Source organism: Variovorax sp. NFACC27, from assembly GCF_048301545.1.
Classification (GTDB): domain Bacteria; phylum Pseudomonadota; class Gammaproteobacteria; order Burkholderiales; family Burkholderiaceae_C; genus Variovorax; species Variovorax gossypii.
Window position 1 is genome coordinate 4470904 of record NZ_CP157613.1, and the last position, 22674, is coordinate 4493577.

Here is a 22674-nt window from a genome sequence, read left to right on the forward strand (position 1 = left end):
CTCAGAACCCCCCCAGCAATCCCGAACTGGCAGGCACAGGGGCCGGCAAAGCCTCGCCGATCAGCACGTGGTCTCCGGATTGGAGGCCGGACAGGACCTGCGCCGTCGCGTTGGTTCGCACGCCGATGCGCACGGGGCGCGCAGAGACCCGTCCCCGACGGTCGACCACGCGCACCATGTAGGCCTCATGCACGTCGCGCTCGCCCAGTGCTGCGGTGGGCACCAGCAGCGCTTGCCTGACATGGGAGATCAGCACGGAGACCTGTGCGGTCATGGAAGGGCGAAGCTGTCCCTTCGGATTCGGGACGTCGAAGACCGCGTTGTAGTAGACCGCGCGCGAAGAGGTCGGAGCGCCCGATGCGCTTCCCCCGCCGGAGCCACCTGCGCTGCCCGCGTCGTTCACGATGGACGTGGGCGCGATCTCGATGCGCTCGATCTGTGCCACGTACCGTTCCCGCTTGTCACCCAGGGTCGTGAATGTCACCTTCTGGCCTCGCTCGACCTTTTGCACATCGGCCTCCGCGATCTCGGCGCGTACCGTCATGACGTCCAGCTTGGCCAGCATGACGATCGTGGGTGTCGTCTGGAATGAATTGAGCGTCTGGCCCTGCTTGGTGACGACTGCGACGACGACGCCGTCCATCGGTGCCACGATCCGGGTGTACGCAAGATTGATGCGTGCGGTTTCGATCTGGGTGTGCGCCTGCTCGATCTGGGCCGCCAGCGAGCGGACCTCGGCACGCGCGGTCTCCAACACCGCCCTGGCCGCCTCGTGGTCGGACCTGGAGGTGGCCTCTGCCGTGAGCAATGTCTCTTGGCGCCGGAAAGCGAGCTCGGCCTGTGCCTGGGCGGCGCGCCTGGCGGCAAGCTGGGCCTGCAGCGAGCTCACTGCTGCCTGCGCACTGCGCATCGAGATTCGCTGCGGCTGATCGTCGACCTCGGCAATGAGATCGCCGGTCTTGACCGGCTGGCCCAGAACGACATGCAGTCGCTTGACCTGTCCGGAGACCTGGGCGCCGACGGCGACCAGTTCCTTGGGTTGCAACCGGCCGACGGCCAGCACGGTCTGCTCCAGGTCGCCCACGGTCACGCTCGCGGTCGCCAGCTCGGGGCCCGGGTCCGAAGCGAGCACCCATATCCAGATGCCCGTGATCACGGCCGCGATGGACAGGCCGAGCATGGCAAATCGTCGAGACACCAACCTCATTCATCCCTTTCTGGAACCGGTCGAATCCAACATCGGCAATGCTGCCGAGCGGTGAAATGTCGCGGACAGCTGTCCAGAATCCTTGGGGCCCTCGTGCAGAACGTGTGGAGATCACGACGAGGAAAGCACAGGGCGAGGCAGGCATTTCCGCCTCTGCACCGCTCGAGACTTCAGCGTCTCTGCGGCAATCGCGAGCAGCGACGCCTTTGCACGCATGCTGCGCAAAGGCAGGTGGCTTGTTGGGTGCTCACGCCCGCATCGACCCGGATGCAGAGCGTCAACGAATCCAGTGACTGCGGATTCGTTGGATCATGGATCCATTCATTGCGGGCGTTGCTTGCAGGAGACCACTGGACGGTGGGTGCCGCTCGAGTCCAGCGAGGACAAGCTCAGACGACCTCGATGACACCCGGCAGCACGCGTTCGTAGCGCTTCATCTTGGACGGCTCGATGCCGAGCCATCCTGCCACCTGCTGCGGCGACGTGCCGCGACGCAATTGCCGCAGTGCGAACGTGTGCCGCAATCGAAACGAGCCCCCTTCGCGAGAATCGGCGCCCGCTTCCTCGAGCACCCGTTTCGCGCATTCGTACTGCGACGGCTTTTGCCACTGCTTGCCGGTGCGTGTGGAAGGAAACAGGAAGGTCCCCGCGATGCCCGCCTCTGTGCGTACGACGAGCCAGTGCTGCAGCAGCTCCGCGGCCCAGGGCGCCACGGGTGTCTCGCGCGCCGGCGAATTGCCATTGCCGGGGACCTGGAGCTTCCATGGCCGCTCCCGCACGCGGCTGCCCTGTGAGACGGGCGAATCCAGCGTCAGCGCTCGCACATCTCCCGGCGTGAGCCCGGCGCCGAGCTGCAAGCCCACCGAGGCCCGATTGCGCACTTCCTGCCATGTCAGCGGCGCCTGCGCGTCGCGCGATTTCCCCGGTCTTGGCCGGGCGCTCGAGAGAAAGGCGATGAGCTGCCTGGCCTCGCTCACCGAGAGGTATTCAGGCAGCGGATCGGCGTGCGCGGCATCGGCATATCGGATCTCGGGGTTGGCCGCGATCCAGTCCGCGGCCGCGGGATTGGCCACGGCCTCGGTCCGGGATGCATGGTGACGCAGCACCCGATCGATCAGCCGCATCAGGCGCAACGCGTACCGGGGCGTGAGCGACAGGTCGGAGCTCTTGCGGCCGAATCGGGCCGACTGGAATGCTTGCAAGTCGGCGAGATCCAGGGAAGACAGGGTCACCACGGGCGATTGACCCAAGCACCATGCGGCGAAGGCCTCCCACATGTCCTCGTAGACCGCCACCGAGCCGTCCTGACGCAGCAACCCCGAGCCGCGCTGATCGGCCAGCCAGGCATCGAAAGCTGCCTTGAAGGCGGCCACCTGCCCAGCAGGAGGCATTTCATCGAAAAGGGGCAGGGTTGAGTCGACCATCGGGCACCAGGCAATAAACAAACTAACGGCAAGGGATCTAACTTGGTTAGCATTTTGCTGACCGAGAGTGGGGGAAGGGGTGGGCTTGAAAAATAAATGCATGCCGTTAGTATGTTTTTGGCGAGGGCTGCTCGTGACTTAAGCTTCCAGGATGACAGTTGGCATTGCAACATCGGACCTGGTCTATCAGCAGCATGAGCGTCTGCCGTTGGCCATGCAGCGTGCACAGGCCAAGCTGGCGGGCCTTGCCGCTGATGCGAATGCCACCCCCTTGCTCAAGGCGTCCCAGAAAGCGAAGACGGTGGCGCAACGGGTGATCTGGCTACAACGGGCGGCCTCTGCCTGGGCCCGACCGATGGAGGCGCTGGCGGCCTGTCGGACGGGATGCAGCCATTGCTGCCACATACCGGTGACGATCTCGCTCGTCGAGGCCAGACTGTTGGGCCGTGCCAGCGGCAAGTTACCGAGCGCTCCGAAACGCAGCATGCGAATCACCGACCATGCGTCGACTGAAGCGCTGCCCGGGATGGAACAAAGGTTGCAAGATGGATCGCTTACACCTTGCCCGTTCCTTCGCGGAGGTCGCTGTTCGGTCTACGAGTCCCGGCCAATGGCATGCCGCACCTTGATCAACTTGGATGATGACGATCTCTTGTGCCAGCATTCCGAAGGAGGGCAGGCCAAGGTTCCCTATGCAGACGCCACCAAGCTCAAAGCGTTCGCGCTGATGGCGCAAGCGGACACGCTATATGCGGATATACGAGACTTCTTTCCAGACCCCCAATAGGCCCACGCTTTTGCATGATGCACCACAGCAGACGCGGGAAAACCGCATGCCGCGGAACCAGTGCCGCGCGTGCCGTCGCGTCGCTCTCGCCGAATCGGCTCCGAATCACGAGTGATCCGGTCGCGACAATCGACCCCGAGAAGAACGGAGTACCTTGGTCACTGATCGAGCGCTTCTCGGCCGAACTCGGTAGTGATGGAGGTCAGCGTCAGTTCGACCAGCGCCGCATCATTCTGTTTGCGGCGAGGATCTTCATGGTGCCTTCCCCACCTCATCTCACTAGCACAGGAACCAATGGTCCCGCAGCCCCGCCCGCGAGCCCGCTGGTGGTGCAGGGGCTGCCGGTGGCACCGGCGTTGCCGAGGAACTCGAGCTGCACGTCGGTCATCGGGATGCTCAGTGGCTGCAGCATCAGCATGCAGAGGTAGTCGATCACGTGGTTGCCGCCATCGATGACCGGCACTGTCACGAAGCGGCGGTCGAGGCCGTACTGCATGTGACCCCCGGCGACATTGCCCGGGTTGGCCAGCTTCTGGAAACTGTTGAGCGACAGCCCGGTGATCGATTCGCAGCTGTTCGCGCCATTCACCTTCGTGCCGGTGTCGGCGCACGACGCGAAGGCGGCCCGCTTGGTCACGAAGTTCTGTGCGCTGGCGGGTGCTCCGGCGCCTGGCGCGCCGTTGTAGGCATTGAACTGCGCGGGCCAGTTCAGCGAGGTGTAGGCGTAACCGGTGTAGTCGGGCCGCCCCATGCTCGGGTCGCCGCTGTTCTTGTAGATACCGAAGCGCTGGTTCCAGACGTCGGCTACCGTGGTCTGCACGCCGGGCGTGCCGAGCGTATCGCCCACCTTGGTGCCGCAACGGCCGTTGAGTTCGGACTCGGTTTCCGAGGCGTTGTTGCTGCCGTCGAGGTTGGCCCAGCCGATCTGGCCGCCCGTGGCCGCGTTCTGCGCCATGATGAGCATCACCCATTCGCCGGTCACGAACCCGTAGTTCGGCGCGGTACTGCCCGCCTTGGGCTTCGCTGCGACCGGAATGGGGCACGTAGTCTGTGCACTGGCGCGGGTGGCGACTGCGCTCGCCGCGACACTGCGCGTCGCGGGGTTGCCAGCCGTGTCGCCCGAGGAGGCGCCCATCGCCTTCATGAGCCAGATATTGATGTTGGCCTGCGCATGCGTGCACTGTGCGTAGCGTGCCAGAGCGGGCGAGGTGGTGACGGCGTAGAACGCGTCGCGGAAGGTGATGTCGGCCGCGACGATCTTGCCCTGTCCGCTCCAGGTGCTCGACTGCATATTCACGTTGTTCGCGTTACCGGCGGTTTGACCCGCGCTCACGGCCCGCGTGAGAGCTGTGCTTTGTCCATCGAGTTCTCGCGCGGCAGACAGGGCGCAGCTGTCGACCGCAGTCTGCAGTTCGGTTCTGACGACGAACAGATGTCCGAAATCGAGCGCGATGCCCATGAAACCGATCAGGAATAACAGGAACAGCGCGACCGTGACGATCATTGCGCCACGCTGGCGTCGGTAGAAGCAGCGAACATGCATGATCGTCTCCCTGTATGACAGCGTTGGTCCAGACAGTGCAGCCCCAGCCCCCTGCGCGCCCGAAGTGGACGGAGGCGTTCGGTCCGAGGATCACTTTAGGAATCCGCAGCGTCTTTGCACATGGGTGAAGCGCCCCTTTATGAAGGGGCATGCGCCCTGCGCTAGCGCGATGCGCCCATGACAAAGCGCCTACCCGAAAGCACGCGGCACCTGAACGCCAAAGTGCGACGCCAGTGGCAACTGAGCCCGCGGAAAGCCAGCTTGAGAGCCGGCCCTGGCTTTCGCATCCGAATATGCAATGACGCGTCGGGACTCGCAACCATGAGGAGGAAGAATGGCCTGCCTTCGATGGCGGTTGCCAGTCCAGCACTCTGTTCAAGAGTTCAGAACTCTCATTCCTCGGGGCCAGTGCACGAGACCCTCGCAGCGACCAACTGCTTGGAATGCAGAGAGGCAGAGAGAAGCCGTGTCATCTCAATGGGAGATGAGACCGGCAAGATGATGATCATTTCACGCGCAATCCATGCAAGCGCGATGCACCGCTTCATGTTCGGCGAAGGCTCATTTCGCTCAAAAGGATGAATGCCTGGTTGTGGCTCGATGCAGTCGGACAGAGCGCCGACATAAAACGCTCAATGCAGTCTTTGGTGGTTTCTCGCGTTGATTCGATCGTTCCATTTGGAGCGACCTTCCGCCGCATGAACGCAATCCAGTCGCTACCAGGCCAACACACAACCTCCATTGCACATTGCAGCCCCAATCTTCGCTCTAAGGAAATCGACCTACGGAAACCACCGCAAACAAGAAGGCAGAATGCGCTCATGCCAAACATCGCCTTGATCCTTAAAACCGAAATCTCCCGGGTCGCTCGCAAGGAAGTGCGAGTCGAGATCGAAACACTCAAGAAGGCATCGGCCGCACATCGCGCCTTGATCGCCGATCTGCGTCGTCAGGTAAGCGTCCTAGAGAAGGAATTGCGTCACGTGGTGAAGGGCACGACGCGCTCGACTGCGGCCACAGGTTCGGAGGATGAAGAAGCAGCCGGCACGAAGCGCCGGTTCAGCGCAGCGAGGCTGGCGGCACACCGATCGAAGCTCGGCCTGTCCGCGGCGAACTACGGGCAGTTGGTTGGCGTCTCCGGGCAGACGATTTACCACTGGGAACAAGGAAAAGCACGCCCGCGAGCCGCGCAGCTCGAAAGTCTTGCCGCCGTGCGCGGCCTTGGTGCTCGCGAGGTCGCGCAGCGCCTCAACACGTAGCAGGCGCCGCCGCCTTGCTTGGGAGTGAGACCGAAGCAGGCCAGCGCATGCATTCGAACAAGCGTGCACGGCACGAATGCCCGACAAAGACCGCTGCGCCCGAACTTCTTCGGCGGAACAGGCCTCCGCCTGAATAGATCGGCAGCTTCCAAGAAGAACCGATCCGACTTCTTGTTGAGACACCTGTTGCCAACTGCTCGTGGACACGGCGAGGCCCTGCGACGACGCCACGTCCACGCACGCCGGCCGTGTCACCGCCTGCAAGGCTAGGTCACCAGCTTGCCTGCCTCCGGAACCTTCACCGTGTACGGCAGGCAGATTCGGATCTCCGCACCACCGCCTGCGCGTGCCGCGGCGCATGCATGTCCGCCATGTGCCTTGCATATGGCCTGAACGACCGATAGACCCAAGCCTGTTCCGCCGGCGTGCCGTGAGCGGGACTGCTCTCCGCGCCAGAAGCGTTCGAAGAAGCGCGAGAGGTCGTCGTCCTCCGACGCGATGCCCGTCCCTCGATCGCGAACGATCAACTCGACGCCGTGCTCCCGCGCCAGGAAGTCGACCTCCACAAGGCCCCCGTCGCTTGCGTAGCGCACCGCGTTGTCGAGGAGTGCGGACAGGACCTGGCCGAGCCGGGTCCGATCAGCACGCAGCATCTGCGCAGCCTCGACATGGTTCAGGGCCCGCACGCCCCGTTCGCGCAGCGCGGGGGTCGCCCATAAGATCCTTTCGTCAACGAACTCGCGCGCGGCGAACTCTGTGATCTCCAGCTGCAATCTGCCGCCGTGCGCAAGCGACAGGACCTGCAGGTCGCCGATGATGCGCTGGATCTGCTCGAGTTGGTCCATCACCGTGGCGATCTGGCCCTCTTCGAACGGAAACACCCGATCCACAATGCCTTGCAGCCGCCCCATCGCCGCGGTCAGAGGCGTACGCAGTTCATGCGCGATGGCCGCGCTCGAGTCGTGGAGTTCCCGGTCGTACGCTTCCAATCGTTGCGCCATCTTGTTGAAGTGCATGGCGAGGCGCTGAAGTTCGGCCGGCGCAGCCTCCAGCACCGGTGCCCGGGCGGAAAAGCGCCCGATCGACACCGACTCCGCCGCCGCCACCACATGCGAGACCGGTCGGGCAATGCGCCTTGCCAGGATCAGACCGAACACAACGACGAACGGAACAATGGCGATGCTCAGCAGCGCCTGAACGATCAGATCCTCGGTTTCGGAAGGCGGCATGAAAAGATCGCCATACATCCCGTAGATCTCCTGCAGCCGCTTCGCGTTCTCCTCCGGGGCAGCCTCGAGTCGCCGCATCTCGGCCGCAATGCCAGGAGGCAGCTTAGACTCAGCCCTGGCCTCCCAATAGCTGTAGCGGGCCCACATCCCGGCCTGCACGGCAGCGGTCGCGGCAATGGCCAATGCGACCATGCGCCAGGTGAGCCACGCCCATAGCGATCTGCGCGAGCGCATCGCTACAAACCGCCCAGACGATAGCCGACGCCGCGAACGGCAAGGGGAACGCCCATGACGCCACGCTCCTCCAGCTTGCGCCGCAGGTTGTGCACGTGCGTGTCGACGACCCGTTCGAGCGCGTCGCTTTCGGGCAGGCAAGCCTGCAGGAGCTCGAACCGGCTGAAGGCCTTGCGCGGATGTCGCATCATGGTCGACAGCAGCTTGAATTCGGTGATCGTCAGTTCCAGCGGATTCGCGTCACCCTCGACATGCGCGCTCACGGCATCGAGGTCGAGTTCGAGCACGCCCTGAGAAAGCCGGGACTGGGGTGCGAAGGAAGGCGTGCGGGAACGCCTGAGGACGACCTGCACGCGCGCAACGACCTCCTTCGGATTGAAAGGCTTGACCACGTAGTCGTCCGCGCCGTAGCGAAGCGCCCCGAGCTTCTCTGCCTCGTCGTTGATGGCCGTCACCATGATGACCGGGACATCGCCCGCGCGGCGCATGGCAGCCAGCACTTCGCTGCCGCTCAGTCTCGGCAGCATGTAGTCCAGGAGCACCAGCGTCGGCTGCCACTGCCCGAACATCCGAAGGGCCTCCTCGCCATCACGGCAATGCGCCGTTTGATACCCCTCGTGACGCAGGTAGGCGGAAAGCACCTCGGCAATCTGAGGGTCGTCTTCAACTATCAGGATACGTTCGTCGGCCATAGAGCAATCAGTGCACGCCGCCAGGGCAGCGGCGTCTTCCGCTGTCAGGGCTCAAGAGTTGCCTTCGGCGGGGTGCGCATTATCCGGCGCGTTCGGGCAATTTCACCCCCTTAAACCCCGCCCTTTTGTCATGGGCATTTGCCTCGTGTAGCAGCCGTCGAACATTGCCGCGATCTTGATCAAATCTTGGCAATTCGTGCAGCAATCCTTCATCCGACAACGCAAGAATGCGGCAGGACATGCATGTGGGGCACAGCACCAAACATCCGCTGAACGCAGTACCTCGTCAAGCCACGCCGCATCCATGGCCAGATATCCCGCCTTCATCGTTGCATGCTGCGTGCCGTGCCCCCGGATGCATCGCCCTTGAACAGATCCTCGACGTTCACCGCTGAAACTCGGCGCCTGCTCAGGCCCTTCGCATACGTGGTCGTCCTGGCGACGATGCTGGGATGCATGAGTGGCGTGGCTACAGCGCTCTTGTTGGAGCAGATCAACAGCGCCTTGCACGGCAGCTCGGCGATCGCGCGCTCCACTGCGGTCGGATTGGCTGCGTTGGGGTTGCTGGCGGTCGGCAGCCATGCGCTGGCTGGCATCGTGAACAGCTTCACAGGCCAGAGGGTCGTCGCAGCGCTGCGCAAGGATGTCTCCCTCCGGATCCTGCACGCGCCCGTTGCCTCGATCGAGCACATGAAGAGCCACCGCCTGCAGGCGATCCTCAACGAGGACATCAACACCATCAGCACATTCACCGCGGAGTTCGCCGGCCATGCCTCCGCATTTGCAGTCACGGCTGGCTGCGCGATCTACTTGCTGAAACTTTCTCCCGTCCTCTTCATGCTGAGCGCCGTCGCCATCGGGGTCGGCATCGTTTTCACCTACCTCGCGGCGAAGATCTGGATCCGCGATTTCAACGCGGCTCGCGTGGCTGAGGATGATCTTCAGAAACAATATCGCGCTGTGATCGAGGGGGCCAAGGAGCTGCGTTTGAACCGGCATCGGCGCGCACATGTGCATGGACTCCGACTGGCAAGCGCCGCCGACGAAGTGGCGCGCCGCAATGCCCGTGCACTCAGCCTGTTCTGGGCTGCCGAGGGCACCAATTCGGCGCTGTTCTTTCTGGTGGTGCTGACGATCCTGATAGCGCGCCCCTGGCTGGCCCTCGACGCCGAAGTCGCCAGTGGCTTCGTGATCGTGCTGCTCTTCGTGAAGGGGCCGATCGAAGAACTGGCATCCCTGTTGCCATTCTTCAGCCAAGCTCAGGTGGCCTTCCGCCGGATCGCGCGCTTGTCTGCCGACTTCTCAAGAGAGAAAGAGGCTCTTGCGTCCGATCCGGTGCGAGTTGCCGCACTGGCCGGCTACATCGAACTGTGCCAGGTGTACTACCGCTTCGATGCGCCCGGCGGGGGGCCCGCTCCGTTCGAGCTGGGCCCCATCGATCTGCGGATCCAGCGAGGCGAGATCCTGTTCATCGTGGGCGGAAACGGAAGTGGGAAGACCACCCTCGTCAAGCTGCTCCTGGGCCTGTATCGCCCAAGCCAAGGACAAGTCCTGCTCGATGGGGTGGCGGTGGACGACTCTCTGCGTGAAGCCTACCGCGCACTGTTCTCCGCCATCTTCTCCGACTACTTCCTGTTCGACGAACTCGTTGACCCCAGTCCTGAACAACAGCGTACAGCCAATGCCCTTCTCGAACGGTTGAAGATCTCGGGCAAGACGGAATTGGCAGAAGGGGCGTTCTCCACGACCGATCTATCAACCGGCCAGCGCAAGCGGCTTGCCCTGATCCATGCCTGGCTGGAGGACCGCCCGGTGATGCTGTTCGATGAATGGGCGGCGGACCAGGACCCCGAGTTCCGGCAAGTGTTCTATCTGGAACTGCTGCCGGAGCTCAAGCGGCTGGGAAAGACGCTGATCGTGATCTCTCATGACGATCGCTACTTCGGCGTCGCGGACCGTGTGATCCGCCTCGATCAAGGCCAGATCGCCGACGAAGTGGCCCATCTCGGCAAGGCATGAGGACGTCGCCATGAAGTCCACCGCAAGCTGGTTTTCAGTCCCTCCAGCCATCCGGGATTTCCCGCGGATGATGTATCAATATGTTCCATATATTCGGCACTCCTTAAAACAAAAGGAGAAACCAGCCATGAACGCAGGGAGACTCGCACGGTGGTTCGCAGCCATCGCGATCACCGCGGGAACGACGGGCCAGGCATTCGCTCTCGAGGTCGTGGTCGGTCAAGTGGGCCCCATGCGCGGCCTGGAGGCCAAACAGGGGCAGGGCTACGCCGCTGGAATGCGCTTGGCGTTCGAGACCGTGAACCGCCGGGGTGGCGTGAATGGCCACACCTTCGCGCTGGCGACCGAAGACGACGGCAGCCGACCGGAATCCACCGTCGAACAGACCCGCAAGCTGCTCGCCGAAAAGCGCCCGCTGGTGCTGGCCGGCTACTTCGGAAGCCAGAACTTGCGCGAGTTGTTGGCCTCGCGGCTGCTGGAGCAGCAGCGCATTGCGCTGGTGGGGTACCGCACCACCGACATCGCACCCGCGCACACGCACCTCTTCAACGTACGGGCCGACATACCGGGCGAACTGGCCAAGCTCACCAGCCAGCTCGCGACCGTAGGCGTCACCAAGCTGGGCTTGCTCTACGAGGCGGGCCCCGGGGCCGATGCAATCGTCGCGGCCGCCGATCAGGCGGCTGCGCAGGCCAAGGTACGCTTCGTGACCCGCACCTCCTACACGGGTGGCAGCCGCAGCGGGAGCACATCGGTCGCCGATGCGGTGCAGGTGTTCAGCAAGGCTGCGCCGCAGGCCATCATCCTGGTGGTCAATGGCGCGCCGACCGCAGCGTTCATCGAGGCCTATCGGATCAGCGGCGGCACCGCGCAGCTCTTCGCCTACTCGGGCGCGGACATCGAGCAACTGTCACAGCGCCTGGGCGAGGACCACCTGAAGGGCGTGGTCATCTCCCAAGTCACGCCGAATCCCTACAAGAGCACCAGCCGCCTGGTGCGCGAATTCACCGAAGCCGTGGCCCAGCAAAAGCCCAAAGAGCCCAAAAGCTACGTGATGATGGAGGGCTATATCACGGGGCGCGTGATCGTGGAAGCAGTACAGCGCCAGGGCCGCGCGCCCACGCGCGAAGGCATGATCACTGCGCTGAACGCGATGAACGACTACGACCTCGGGGACTACGTCATCGGCTTCAGCGGTGGCTCGCGCAATGGCTCGAAGTTTGTCGAGCTTTCGATCGTGAGCAGCAGCGGCAAGGTTCAGCAGTGACCGGAACCAGCGACACCCCTGTCACTCGAGAATCTTGCGATCCCATGCGCTTTGCGAATGACAGTTGGTGCGGCCCCAGATTGAGTCCCGCACAGCGGGCGAGCGCATGACATCCGATGAGACCGATGAGCAAGCAGGCGCGCCTGCGAAATCCCGGCCATCTATTCAGGCAGCACGGGTGCCGGGCGTCTGACCATCAGTTGGACTGCGTAGGGGCCGATGCTGTTGAGCTTCGAGGCGCCAGGACTTCAACCTCTCGATCGCGCTGAGGCAGGGGAGTGCGGTCGCGATCCTGGGGTGGATCTTCTTTCTGCCGATGGCGATCATCGGCGTGCCGCCCAAGAACTTCGGCATCGCGGTGATGCTCGACCTAACCGTCGCCGGTTTTTTTGGGTCACCGACGCGCTACTGAAGGCCGCCGTCCGTGTCCGCTGGGTGTGGTGTCTGCAGGCAGCGCTGCGGAGCTTGGTTGCGACTTGTCCGGCAGGGCAATAAATATAAGCAGACTGCCCCCTTCGACGAGACGCATAACCGGGCAAGAGGATGGCGTAGCGCACCCGCCTTCAACGCTTCCAAGCATGTACAGCATTTCAGACAATTCAATATAAATTGCCTAAAATGCTGATCATGCCGGCCAAAACTGTATTGAACTCTGACTCAAGCAGCGAGCTATTGCGTCAGCTTGGGGAGCGTCTTGCGTTGGCGCGCCGCTCGCACCAGATGACGGCCGTTGACTTTGCTTCGAAGCTTGGAATTTCACGGACGACCCTTGCCGCCGCGGAACGTGGCGATCCATCTGTGACCATTGGCACTTACGTTCGCATCCTGGAACAGCTCGGCAGAGTTGCCGACTTGGCTCTCGTTGCCGGCACGGCATCCGAATCCCGTGCCGGCATTCCACAACGGCACCTTGCGCTCGCGCGCCAAGTCCAGAACGGACAGCGTGACCCGCGCAGCTTGTTCTTGCTGTCGCGGGATGTCGTTGCGCACGCAACGCTGAATTTTCCTGACGATGTGTTTGGCGAGCCCCAACCATGGTGAGCGGGCGAGGTCGCAAAACGGAGGCGGTGACACCCTATGAAACTGTCGAGCGGCTGCTCGCGGCCGCTGGCGAAGACATGGTCTTGGTGGGTGGTCAAGCACTCGCCTTCTGGGTACTTCGCTACGACTTGGTCGTGCCCGAGGGTGTCGCGGCGATTTCGAGCGACACGGATTTCCTCGTCCGATCCGCTGCAGATCGCGAGGCTGTCCATCGTATGGCGAGAGTCATTCACGGCAGGGCGCTCTTCCCCAGCAGGCGCGCGCTGACAGCATTGGTCGGCCAAGCCGTGTTGGACATCGACGAAGACGAGTTCGTCAACGTGGACGTGATTCACAAGGTCATCGGAATCGCGCAGAAGGCAATCCGAGCCCGTGCCGTACGCGCAACCATCGGGAACGCATCGATTCTTGTGATGCATCCCCTCCATGTTTTGTTGTCTCGTTTAACCAACCTCCACGTGCTCACGGAGAAGCAAACCGAAAAGGGGGTGATGCAACTCCAACTGGCCGTCGACGTCGGGCGGGAGTTCATCCGCGCGATCTCGTACCAGCAGCAACATCTCGGTAGTGCCACGCGCAGCCCGATTCAGCCCTACGTTTCCGAAGTCGAGCGAATGGCGCTGACTGATGCCGGCCGGAAGGTGGCCAAGCGCTTTGGCATCCATGTCGCTGACGCGATCGATCCATCGAGCATCCCTGCGGGACCGTTCTGGGAGCGCAAGTGGCCGCAACTCTCGCAGTTCATGTCTCCCTCCTATCGCGAAATGTTTGCGCCGCCCGGCAATGACAGCTGACTAGCGCATCAACGCCTGCGGGCTCAGTCTCGAGGCAATGGTCGTGGTCCAGGTGCGTGTGCAGGCTGGTGATCACCAGGTCATGGTGATCATGCTGCAGGTCCATCACGCGGCTGGTGACGGTGTGCTCATGGTGGTCGTAGACATAGCTCACGTTCGCCACGCACCAGGCAGCCGGTCGCTTGGAAGGTTTGTCGAGCGTGGCGCTGCCCAGGCGGGAGCGGATCAGGTCGCGAACGGCCTCGGAGCGGTTGCCGTACCCCTTGCCGGCGATGAACGCATCGAATTGTCGGGCGAGTTCGTCGTCGAGGGAGATCGTGAAGCGTTCCATGACAGCGGTTCCTTTGCGCGCGTATTCGTAGAAGCGTAGATCCGCGCATCTTTCTCTTGAAGTCCAGGTGTATCCAGAAGACGGTCTGACGAAAAGTGCCGTGCAGGCCCTGCCGCCGGCCCAATTCTGCGAGCGCCTGCCTATCACAGCTGTTGGCCGCGCTTTCCCGCGAGCGCCACAACATCGGCGAGATCCGCAACCTGCCCCTGGTGCAGAAGCGCAAGCTTTTCCAGCTTCTTGCGACCGGCGGCCAGCAGGTGAACCTCGACCTGCCGGCGATCCGTGGTGCTGGGCTTTCGCTTCACCAGACCCGCCTCCTCGCAGCGCGAGACGAGCGCAACCACGCCGTGAAGCTGGGCTTGCAGGCGCTCGGCAATCTCGCTGACCGTCGCCCATTCCCGGCCGGGGAAGGCCTGGGTATGCAGCATCAGCTGGTACTGCAGCACGGTGATGCCTTCGGCACGCGCAGCGTCCTCGCTGAAGCGCAGGAAGCTGCGCAGCCTGAATCTGAAATCGGAGAGCGCCTCGAGCTGAGGCTTCTCGATGCTGCGCGGTGGGCTGGCCATTGACGTTTTCTTTTTCGTGTCATGTGTTGAAGAGGTCAATGTAGCAGCGCCCCCATGACGCATGGGGTAATTACTCACAATGTGATCCATTAAACTTCATAACATGAGGTACCTGTCTGCAACCTGACCGACGAGACAGTGCGCCCCGCACACTGCCTGTTGCATGCATTCCCCCTGTCCGACGCCACGGCCAACGTGGCGGCGCGCCGCGAAATCCATTCATCGGAAAGAGAAATTGCCCATGCGGATCCAGAGTCAGAAGACCTTCTTCTCCGGCATCATGTTCACCTGCGTCGGAGCGGCCTTTGCGATCGGGGCCAACAACTACAGCGTCGGCAGCGCGGCCCGCATGGGCCCGGGCTACTTCCCGCTGATCATCGGCACGCTGCTGACAGTGCTGGGGCTGGTGGTCGTCGCCAGCGCATTCACCATGAAGACCGCCGATGGCGATCCCGTCGGGAAGATCGCATGGAAGCCTCTGGGCTTCATCATCGGCGCGAACCTGCTCTTCGGGGTCCTGCTGGCGGGCCTGCACAACGTCGGGCTGCCAGCCATGGGCCTGATTGTCGCGATCTACGCGCTCGTCGTCGTCGCTTGCATGGCCGGGGCGAACTTCTCGATGAAACTTTCGCTGATCCTCGCGACCGTGCTGGCCGTCGGCAGCTATCTCACTTTCATCGTTGGGCTGAAGCTGCAGTTCCAGGTCTGGCCGACCTTCATCAGCGGCTGAGAGGACCGGATGCCATGACCGACCTCATCAACAACCTCTCGCTCGGCTTCGCGACGGCCGTGTCGCTGCAGAACATCCTCTACGCGTTCATCGGCTGCCTGCTGGGAACGCTGATCGGCGTCCTTCCGGGAATCGGGCCGACGGCGACCATCGCCATGTTGCTGCCCGCCACCTATGCGCTGCCTCCGGTGGCGGCGCTGATCATGCTGGCCGGCATCTACTACGGCTCGCAGTACGGCGGCTCGACCACCGCGATCCTGGTGAATCTGCCGGGAGAATCGTCTTCGGTGGTCACGGTGATCGACGGCCATCAAATGGCCAAGCAGGGTAGGGGAGGGCCTGCGCTTGCCGCGGCCGGCCTGGGGTCGTTCTTCGCCGGCTGCGTGGGCACCTTGATCCTGGCCGCATTCGCGCCGCCGCTGACGGAGATCGCGTTCAAGTTCGGCCCCGCCGAATACTTCTCGCTGATGATCCTCGGCCTGATCGGCGCCGTGGTGCTGGCCTCGGGCTCGCTGCTCAAGGCGATCTGCATGATCATGGTAGGCCTGCTGCTGGGACTCGTGGGCACCGACGTCAACTCCGGCGTGGCACGCTACAGCTTCGACATCCCCGAGCTCACGGACGGCCTGGGATTCATCGCCATCGCGATGGGCGTGTTCGGCTATGGCGAGATCATCGCCAACCTGGCCAGGCCCGAGGACGAGCGCGAGGTGTTCACCGCAAAGGTCTCGGGCCTTATGCCGACGAAGCAGGACTTCAAACGCATGTTTCCCGCGGTGCTGCGCGGCACGGCACTGGGCTCGTCGCTGGGGATCCTTCCCGGCGGTGGCGCGCTGCTTTCGGCCTTCGCGGCCTACACGCTGGAGAAGAAGATCAAGCTCAAGCCGGGCGAGGTCACCTTCGGCAAGGGCAACATCCGCGGGGTGGCCGGCCCCGAAGCGGCCAACAACGCGGGCGCGCAGACTTCATTCATCCCGATGCTCACGCTGGGTATCCCTCCGAACCCCGTGATGGCGCTGATGGTCGGTGCCATGACCATCCACAACATCCAGCCCGGCCCGCAGGTGATGACGAGCAACCCGGAGCTCTTCTGGGGGCTGATCGCCTCGATGTGGATCGGCAACCTGATGCTGGTGATCCTGAACCTGCCGCTCATCGGGTTGTGGATCAAGCTGCTGACGATTCCCTACCGTTGGCTGTTTCCCGCCATCGTGCTCTTCTGTGCGATCGGCGTGTACTCCACCAACAACAACGTCTTCGACATCTGGCTGGTGGCGATCTTCGGTGTGGTCGGCTACACCTTCATCAAGCTGGGGTGCGAGCCCGCGCCGTTGCTGCTGGGCCTGATCCTCGGTCCGATGATGGAAGAGAACCTGCGCCGGGCGTTGCTGCTGTCGCGCGGCGACTGGGGCGTGTTCGTGTCGCGCCCGATCTCCGCCGGGCTGCTGATCGCAGCGCTCATCCTGCTGCTGATCGTGCTGCTGCCGTCCATACGCTCCAAGCGCGAGGAGGCCTTCGTCGAGGAGGGCGGCTAGCGCGGGATGTCGTCTTCGGCAATTCCCGAATCGGGATTCGCATGATGGGTCGCGCAACGACACTCGAGGCGTGGGATCATGGGTGGGATCAAAGAAATCCCTTGCCGGAGGCGAAACGGGTTACGCAGATGAGCATCGCGCACTCGGTTGCCTTGGTCATGAGCAACCGATCTCAACAAGATGAAAGTGCACGCAATGGAAGCTTCGCTTCGCCTCACGGGCTTCCAATCGAAACGGCGAGTGCTCTGGCTCATGGGCGTGGCCATCCTTTCGGCTTGCGCAGGCCCCGCGTTCTCTGCACCGCCACATGGCGACGGAGGCGCCTATGAGCGCGTGGTGTCTTCGCCCGCATGGCGCTTGTTCTCCCGGCGCGTCTCGGAGAACTATGTCAGGCCGATCAAAGCGGGAGAGCTCGAAGCGAGTTGCAGAGCCTCCATCGCCGGCCAAGCCAGTCAGGACTACGCGAGCCTGACCGAGCGCTGCTTCCGAGGAGCTCTCGCAGGCCTGGACTCGACTTCCCGTTACTTCAACGCAGCCGAATGGCGAGTTCAACGAGGAGATGCTCCGGGCAAGCTGGCCGGCATCGGTCTCGAAATGAGAGCTCAGACAGGCGGCGACGGCTTCGTGGAGATCGTTTCACCCATCAAGGGAGGGCCTGCGGAAAGGGCTGGCCTGCGAGCGGGAGATCTGATCGTGTCGATCGACGGAGTGTCGACCAGCTCTCTGTCGCTGGCCCAGTCGGTCGATGCATTGCGAGGCGAGGCCGAAACCAGGACGGCATTGCAGGTTCACAGACCAGGTGTGCCCGATCCGCTCAGGTTCGTCGTGACGCGGGAGCCGATCAAGGCAGCCACCGTCAGATCGGCAAAGTTGCTCTCTCCCGGTGTCGGCTACTTTCGGCTGGTCCAGTTTCAGGATCGCACGCGCAACGAAGTGCTTGCCGATGTTGCGAAGCTGGAAGCGGACAACGCAGGCCCGTTGCGCAGCCTCGTTCTCGACCTGCGCGATTCTCCTGGCGGACTTTTGAGTGCCACGGTGGGTCTTGCTGCACTGTTCGTCAAGCCGGGCTCCGTGATCGTTCAGGTGGCCGGGCAGCATGCTGGCATGAACCGAACTTATCGGGCCGTACCCGGTGACTATGCGGGCAACACTCCCGCGCAGGTCGACACGCCAATGCGTCCTTCGCTGCAGTCGCTGCGATTGATCGTGCTGGTCAATGGCAAGACGGGGGCTGGCGCCGAGGCGCTGGCCAAGACACTGCAGGAGTCACGCAAGGCCCTGATTCTGGGACTGCCGACCTCCGGCCTTGCTTCGATCGAAACGATCCTGCCTCTTGAACCCGACACGGCACTGAAGCTCACGACGGGGGCCATGACTTCACCGAGCGGCGTATCGTGGCAAGGGCAAGGTGTCGTGCCGGATGTTCTGGTGAATGCCGGTGGGCGTGAAAAGGGAGGGTTCGGAGATGTTCCGACGGACCTGCAGCTCATGGCGGCGATTGCACAGTTGCAGCGCCCCTGAGCACGTTCGATGAGTTCCTCGCCCAAAACTCGGAAGCTGCATTTTCAGATCCAGAGTCATTTGAGGGCACGCCTCATGACTCCGCATCCAACGTCGTCGCCCGCATCGCATGTGCACCACAGTGCCCGCGCGGCGGCGAAGAGGCGCTCTGGCGTCTCTCGTGGAATTTGTGAACCTCATCCTCAGGCCGATGCGCTTGAGGATCTGCAGCCGCTCGAGATCTTTCCTTTGGATAGGCGCTTGGTGAATTCGCGCTCCGCCGCGCGGCCGATGCTGCCCAGTTCTCGTGCGTCAGCCATCGCGATGTGAGATGGCCTCGTTGCGAAGAGGCGACGGGCACGCGTGACTGGGATGAAGGCCCCGGTTCGACTCACAACGTTGCTGTGTCAGTGATTCGTCTATCACCTGTTTCGGTGATTCTGCGCGCCGACGAAAACGATACCCTCGCCCGCTTTGGACGTTTGGTTACATCTGCACCTATTTGGGTTGCAATTCATTACTGAGGCGGGGCATGAACACGATTTACCGCAGCGTATGGAACGCTGCTCTGGGCACCTGGGTCGCTGTTTCGGAGGTGTCGCATCGGCGCGGTCGGCGTGCTTCTTCGATCACCGCAGCCGTGGGCCTGCTGGTCCTGGCTGGCCTGCCGGCAGTCTCATGGGCGCAAGCCAGCGGTGGGACTGCATTCTTCGCGGGCGGTGGCACGGGCGGCCGGGGCGGCGCGGGAAATGGCGGTGGCGCCGGTGGCGGCATCCTCGGCGAGTTCCCCACCGGCAACGGACTGCCCCCGTCGGGAGGCAGCGGCGGCGCCGGCGGTATCGGAGGGGCTGGTGCCGGCGGAGCCGGGGGGGCGGTGGGCGCGACCAGCGTCACGGGCTCCGTCAGCGGATCGTCGGGAAGCAGCGGCGTTCCCGACCCCGATCCGGTCTACGGCGCGGGCGGTGGCGGCGGCGGCGGTGCCGCCGTGTACACGTCGGACACCGGCATCAACGTGGGAGGGGGCACCACCCTGCAGGGCGGCAATGGCGGTGCCGGCGGCAGCGGGCGCCTGGCCGGCGGCGGCGGTGGCGGCGGCGCCGGCCTGCAGTCCGTGGCGACCGGTGTCACCCTGAACAATGCGGGCCAGACGATCGGCGGCAACGGTGGCGCGGGTGCCGTCGGCCAGTGGGCCGGCGGTGGCGGTGGCGGCGGAGACGGCATCGTGCTGCAAGGCGGGAGCGCCATCGTCACCAATACCGGCACGGCCACTGGCGGGAACGGCGGGAATGGCGCCGTGGCCACCATCGGCAGCCTGGTGGGCGGCGGCGGCGAAGGCGGTGCGGGCCTGGCGCTGGAGTCCAGTGGCAACTCGGTGCTCAATACCGGGACCCTGGTGGGAGGCGCGGGCGGTGCCGGCGGAAACAGCGCCGCCAACGGCATCGGAGGCGCAGGCCTGCGCATCCGCGGCAACGCGAACAGCCTCGTCAACAGCGGCACGCTGACAGGCGGCATGGGCGGCGACGGCGTCACGCGTGGCGACGCGGTGCGCGTCACCGGCAACGACAACTCGGTCGAGCTGCAGAACGGCTCGGTGATCAACGGGACCCTGTCGGCAACCGGCACTGGCAACGTGCTGCGCCTCTCGGGCGCTACGACCGACGGCACCACCTCGCTCGGCGCGGCGACCTACCGCGGCTTCGAGCGCTACGAGAAGACCGGCGCCAACACCTGGACACTGACCGGCACCACCACCGAGCTGACGCCATGGACGGTGCTTGGCGGCACGCTCGCCATTGCCGACGATGGCGCGCTCGGCGATTCCTCCGGCAGGCTCACGCTCGACGCCGGCACGTTGCGCTCCACCGGCACGACCACCGCCTCGCGCAACATCACCGTGGGAGCGGGCGGTGCGACCTTCGAAGTCGACCTGGTGCGCACGCTGACGCTCAACGGCACGCTCTCCGGTGCGGGCAGCCTGCGCAAGACCGGCGCCGGCACACTGGTGCTCGGAGCGGCCAACAACTACATCGGCGGGACGGCCGTGGAGGCGGGCAGCCTCAATGCAGCCGCCACCGGCGCATTGGGCAGCGGCCCTGTCTCGGTGGCGGCCAATGCCTCGCTGCTCTTCAGCGGCACCGCGGACGCGAGTGGACTGACCATCACCGCGGCCGAGCGCGCATCGCCCACGACCAACGCGGGCTTCGTGCAGTTTCGCGACGGCGCCTCCGCGGGCAGCGCGCACCTCGTGATGAACAGCGGCGCGTCGGCCGAGTTCCGTGACAACGCGAGCGCGGGCAGCGCGGTCATCGACAACGTCGGCGGCCTGAGCAACTTCAGGTTCAATGCCACCGCAGGCAAGGCCACGATCACCAACTTCGCCAACGGCCAGATCAACCTGCTGGACAACGCCAGCGCAGGGCAGGCCACCTTCATCAACAAGAGCGGCGGCCTGATCGACGTGTTCGACAACGCCGCCGCCGACCAGGCCACGGTGGTGAACGAGGCCGGAGGGCGGTTGCGCATCCGTTCGCTCGCTGGCAGTGGCATCGGCATCGGCTCGCTCAGCGGCGCGGGCGACGTGATCCTCGGCGCCAAGACGCTGACCACCGGCGGACTGAACGCCAGCACCGAAGTCTCGGGCGTGATCTCGGGCACCGGCGGCTCGCTGGTGAAAGTGGGTACGGGCACGCTCACCCTCACGGGTGCGAACACCTACAGCGGCGGCACCGCGCTGCGCCAGGGGCGCCTGAACCTCGGCAACAGCCAGGCGCTGGGCACCGGCACGCTGTCGATGGACGACGACACCACCCTGGGCTTCAGCGCAGACGGGCTGACGATCGCCAACCCGATCCGGCTCACGGGCAGCACCGATCCGGTCATCGACACCGGCGCGTTCAACGCGACCCTGAGCGGTGCGATCAGCGGCGGCGGCTTCATCACGAAGGAGGGCACGGGCACGCTGACGCTGTCCGGCGCCAACACTTACACCGGCGCCACCAACGTCGCGCAGGGCACGCTCAAGGCGGGCGCCGCCAACACTCTCAGCGCGGCTTCCGCCCACAGCGTGGCCTCGGGCGCCACGCTGGACCTCGCGGGCTTCAGCCAGACAGTCGCTTCGCTGACCAACAGCGGCACCGTCTCGCTCGCCGGCACCACGCCGGGCACGACACTCACCATCAACGGCAACTACACGGGCAACAACGGCGTGCTGAAGCTCGGCACCGCGCTGAACGCCACGGGGCCTTCGGACCGCCTGGTGATCGATGGCGGCGCGGCCAGCGGCCGTACCAGCGTGCAGTTCGCCAACCTGGGCGGCCTGGGTGCGCTGACGGGCGGCGATGGCATTGAGGTGATCACTGCCCGCAACGGCGCGACCACCACCGCGCAGACCACCAAGGACGCGTTCACGCTCGCGGGCGGGCAGGTCAATGCCGGTGCCTACGAGTACCGTCTGTACGCCGCCGATGCCAGCGGTGCGGGCGAGAACTGGTACCTGCGCTCGAGCACCACTGCGTCGCCTGCTGCCCCCACGCCCGTGATCACCTACCGCGCCGAAGCCTCGCTCTACTCCGCGCTTCCCGGCCAGCTGCGCCAGGGCAACCTCGCGATGCTGGGCGACCTGCGCAAGCGCGTGGGCGACGACGACGTGAAGGGCGCGGCGACCACCCCGACCGGCTCCGATCGCCGCGCCTGGGCCCGCGTGCTCTCCACCGACATCGACATCCAGCAGGGCGGCGCGGCATCGCCGTCGAGCAAGGGCCGTCTCACCGGCTTCCAGGCCGGCACCGACCTGCTGGCCATGCCGAACTGGCGTGCGGGCGTCTACGTCGGCCAGCTCGATGGCGACGCCAGCGTGCGAGGCTTTGCCAGCGGCATCCAGAACCTGGGCGTCGGCCGCAATGACCTGCGCAGCCAGTACCTGGGCGTGTACGGCACCTACACCAGCGACAGCGGCTTCTATGCCGACGCGGTGGTGCAGTCGGGCCGCCATCGCTACACGGTCGAGCCCCTGGCGAGTCCGGGCACGAGCGGCAAGGGCAACAGCCTGCTGGGCTCCATCGAAGTGGGGCAGTCCTTCGCGCTGGGCGGCAGCGGCTGGAGCATCGAGCCGCAGCTGCAGCTGATCCATCAGCACATGGACCTGAACAACTCCGCCATCGTCGGCGCCGTCGTCCAGCCGCAGGCCGACAGCGGCTGGATCGCCCGCGCGGGCGTGCGGGTCAAGGGCGAGATCGCGACGGGCGTCGGCACGCTGCAGCCGTACGGCCGCTTCAACGTCTACCGGACATCGAGCGGCGCGGACGTCGCCCGCTTCGTGAACGGCGCGACCACCACCGACATCTCCGCGCCGACGGGCGGCACGAGCACCGAGCTCGCGGGCGGCTTCACGCTCGCGCTGGGCCCGTCGACCAGCCTCTACGGCGAAGTCGGCAAGCTCTGGGCGAGCGGCGGCAACGCCAGGGTGAAGAGCTCGATCAACGGATCGGTCGGCGTGCGCGTGAAGTGGTGAAGGGCT

Annotated in this window: 17 protein-coding genes; 10 read left to right on the top strand and 7 right to left on the bottom strand. The window is 64.5% G+C overall.

The genetic code is table 11. The annotated features are described in order from the left end of the window. Window position 1 precedes the first annotated feature (1 nt). A complete protein-coding gene (locus tag ABL840_RS20900; protein ID WP_256230522.1) occupies window positions 2–1180 on the bottom strand; it encodes an efflux RND transporter periplasmic adaptor subunit in 1179 nt (392 codons plus the stop codon). Between the two features lie 416 nt (window positions 1181–1596). Beyond that, a complete protein-coding gene (locus ABL840_RS20905) occupies window positions 1597–2631 on the bottom strand; it encodes a tyrosine-type recombinase/integrase (protein ID WP_093209506.1) in 1035 nt (344 codons plus the stop codon). Between the two features lie 151 nt (window positions 2632–2782). Between ABL840_RS20905 and ABL840_RS20910 the strand changes: the two genes are divergently transcribed. Then, window positions 2783–3418 (top strand): YkgJ family cysteine cluster protein, encoded by a 636-nt coding sequence (locus tag ABL840_RS20910; RefSeq protein ID WP_093307263.1) that lies wholly within the window; start codon window positions 2783–2785, stop codon window positions 3416–3418. Window positions 3419–3689: 271 nt separating this feature from the next. Here the strand turns inward: ABL840_RS20910 and ABL840_RS20915 are convergent, their stop codons facing one another. Next, window positions 3690–4961, bottom strand: a complete 1272-nt coding sequence (locus tag ABL840_RS20915) for a pilus assembly protein TadG-related protein (RefSeq protein ID WP_093307264.1) — start codon at window positions 4959–4961, stop codon at window positions 3690–3692. A gap of 821 nt (window positions 4962–5782) precedes the next feature. On the opposite strand from ABL840_RS20915, the gene ABL840_RS20920 reads away from it, so the two are divergent. Continuing rightward, window positions 5783–6220, top strand: a complete 438-nt coding sequence (locus ABL840_RS20920; RefSeq protein WP_093307265.1) for a helix-turn-helix domain-containing protein — start codon at window positions 5783–5785, stop codon at window positions 6218–6220. Between the two features lie 266 nt (window positions 6221–6486). Here the strand turns inward: ABL840_RS20920 and ABL840_RS20925 are convergent, their stop codons facing one another. Further along, window positions 6487–7641: an ATP-binding protein gene (locus ABL840_RS20925; protein ID WP_176947641.1), complete on the bottom strand. Its 1155-nt coding sequence runs from the start codon at window positions 7639–7641 to the stop codon at window positions 6487–6489. A gap of 44 nt (window positions 7642–7685) precedes the next feature. Next, window positions 7686–8375: a response regulator gene (locus ABL840_RS20930; RefSeq protein WP_093307267.1), complete on the bottom strand. Its 690-nt coding sequence runs from the start codon at window positions 8373–8375 to the stop codon at window positions 7686–7688. Between the two features lie 366 nt (window positions 8376–8741). On the opposite strand from ABL840_RS20930, the gene ABL840_RS20935 reads away from it, so the two are divergent. From ABL840_RS20935 to ABL840_RS20950, 4 genes are all read left to right on the top strand, one after another. Further along, window positions 8742–10394 (top strand): cyclic peptide export ABC transporter, encoded by a 1653-nt coding sequence (locus ABL840_RS20935; RefSeq protein ID WP_418115961.1) that lies wholly within the window; start codon window positions 8742–8744, stop codon window positions 10392–10394. Window positions 10395–10404: 10 nt separating this feature from the next. Next, window positions 10405–11661, top strand: a complete 1257-nt coding sequence (locus ABL840_RS20940; protein ID WP_418115962.1) for an ABC transporter substrate-binding protein — start codon at window positions 10405–10407, stop codon at window positions 11659–11661. 618 nt (window positions 11662–12279) lie between these two features. Then, window positions 12280–12702 carry a helix-turn-helix domain-containing protein gene (locus ABL840_RS20945; RefSeq protein ID WP_093209520.1) on the top strand — a complete coding sequence of 141 codons (423 nt, stop codon included), beginning with the start codon at window positions 12280–12282 and terminating at the stop codon, window positions 12700–12702. A 26-nt stretch (window positions 12703–12728) separates the two neighbouring features. Further along, on the top strand, window positions 12729–13496 hold the full coding sequence (locus ABL840_RS20950; RefSeq protein WP_143043017.1) for a hypothetical protein: 768 nt from the start codon (window positions 12729–12731) through the stop codon (window positions 13494–13496). Here ABL840_RS20950 and nikR read toward each other — a convergent pair. Together nikR and ABL840_RS20960 are read right to left on the bottom strand one after the other, a co-directional pair. Then, complete coding sequence (gene nikR, locus ABL840_RS20955; RefSeq protein WP_093209523.1) at window positions 13444–13827, bottom strand: nickel-responsive transcriptional regulator NikR; 384 nt, start codon at window positions 13825–13827, stop codon at window positions 13444–13446. The two genes, ABL840_RS20950 and nikR, sit on opposite strands and share 53 nt — an antisense overlap. Window positions 13828–13970: 143 nt before the next feature. Then, window positions 13971–14393: a MarR family winged helix-turn-helix transcriptional regulator gene (locus tag ABL840_RS20960; RefSeq protein WP_093209525.1), complete on the bottom strand. Its 423-nt coding sequence runs from the start codon at window positions 14391–14393 to the stop codon at window positions 13971–13973. Between the two features lie 241 nt (window positions 14394–14634). On the opposite strand from ABL840_RS20960, the gene ABL840_RS20965 reads away from it, so the two are divergent. From ABL840_RS20965 to ABL840_RS20980, 4 genes are all read left to right on the top strand, one after another. Then, entirely contained in the window at window positions 14635–15123 is a 489-nt protein-coding gene (locus ABL840_RS20965) for a tripartite tricarboxylate transporter TctB family protein (RefSeq protein ID WP_093209527.1), read from the top strand. A 14-nt stretch (window positions 15124–15137) separates the two neighbouring features. Further along, window positions 15138–16658: a tripartite tricarboxylate transporter permease gene (locus ABL840_RS20970; protein WP_093209529.1), complete on the top strand. Its 1521-nt coding sequence runs from the start codon at window positions 15138–15140 to the stop codon at window positions 16656–16658. Between the two features lie 180 nt (window positions 16659–16838). Beyond that, window positions 16839–18179, top strand: a complete 1341-nt coding sequence (locus ABL840_RS20975; protein WP_093209530.1) for a S41 family peptidase — start codon at window positions 16839–16841, stop codon at window positions 18177–18179. Between the two features lie 511 nt (window positions 18180–18690). After that, complete coding sequence (locus ABL840_RS20980) at window positions 18691–22668, top strand: autotransporter outer membrane beta-barrel domain-containing protein (RefSeq protein WP_418115963.1); 3978 nt, start codon at window positions 18691–18693, stop codon at window positions 22666–22668. The last annotated feature ends 6 nt before the right edge of the window (window positions 22669–22674 follow it).

Bases quoted from the DNA above. Each gene is read 5' to 3' on its own strand.
- ABL840_RS20905 (WP_093209506.1), bottom strand. From the start codon at position 2,631: ATGGTCGACTCAACCCTGCCCCTTTTCGATGAAATGCCTCCTGCTGGG.
- ABL840_RS20980 (WP_418115963.1), top strand. From the start codon at position 18,691: ATGAACACGATTTACCGCAGCGTATGGAACGCTGCTCTGGGCACCTGG.
- ABL840_RS20925 (WP_176947641.1), bottom strand. From the start codon at position 7,641: ATGGTCGCATTGGCCATTGCCGCGACCGCTGCCGTGCAGGCCGGGATG.
- ABL840_RS20900 (WP_256230522.1), bottom strand. From the start codon at position 1,180: ATGCTCGGCCTGTCCATCGCGGCCGTGATCACGGGCATCTGGATATGG.
- ABL840_RS20910 (WP_093307263.1), top strand. From the start codon at position 2,783: ATGACAGTTGGCATTGCAACATCGGACCTGGTCTATCAGCAGCATGAG.
- ABL840_RS20920 (WP_093307265.1), top strand. From the start codon at position 5,783: ATGCCAAACATCGCCTTGATCCTTAAAACCGAAATCTCCCGGGTCGCT.
- nikR (WP_093209523.1), bottom strand. From the start codon at position 13,827: ATGGAACGCTTCACGATCTCCCTCGACGACGAACTCGCCCGACAATTC.
- ABL840_RS20960 (WP_093209525.1), bottom strand. From the start codon at position 14,393: ATGGCCAGCCCACCGCGCAGCATCGAGAAGCCTCAGCTCGAGGCGCTC.
- ABL840_RS20915 (WP_093307264.1), bottom strand. From the start codon at position 4,961: ATGCATGTTCGCTGCTTCTACCGACGCCAGCGTGGCGCAATGATCGTC.
- ABL840_RS20970 (WP_093209529.1), top strand. From the start codon at position 15,138: ATGACCGACCTCATCAACAACCTCTCGCTCGGCTTCGCGACGGCCGTG.
- ABL840_RS20975 (WP_093209530.1), top strand. From the start codon at position 16,839: ATGAAAGTGCACGCAATGGAAGCTTCGCTTCGCCTCACGGGCTTCCAA.
- ABL840_RS20930 (WP_093307267.1), bottom strand. From the start codon at position 8,375: ATGGCCGACGAACGTATCCTGATAGTTGAAGACGACCCTCAGATTGCC.
- ABL840_RS20965 (WP_093209527.1), top strand. From the start codon at position 14,635: ATGCGGATCCAGAGTCAGAAGACCTTCTTCTCCGGCATCATGTTCACC.
- ABL840_RS20945 (WP_093209520.1), top strand. From the start codon at position 12,280: ATGCTGATCATGCCGGCCAAAACTGTATTGAACTCTGACTCAAGCAGC.
- ABL840_RS20940 (WP_418115962.1), top strand. From the start codon at position 10,405: ATGAAGTCCACCGCAAGCTGGTTTTCAGTCCCTCCAGCCATCCGGGAT.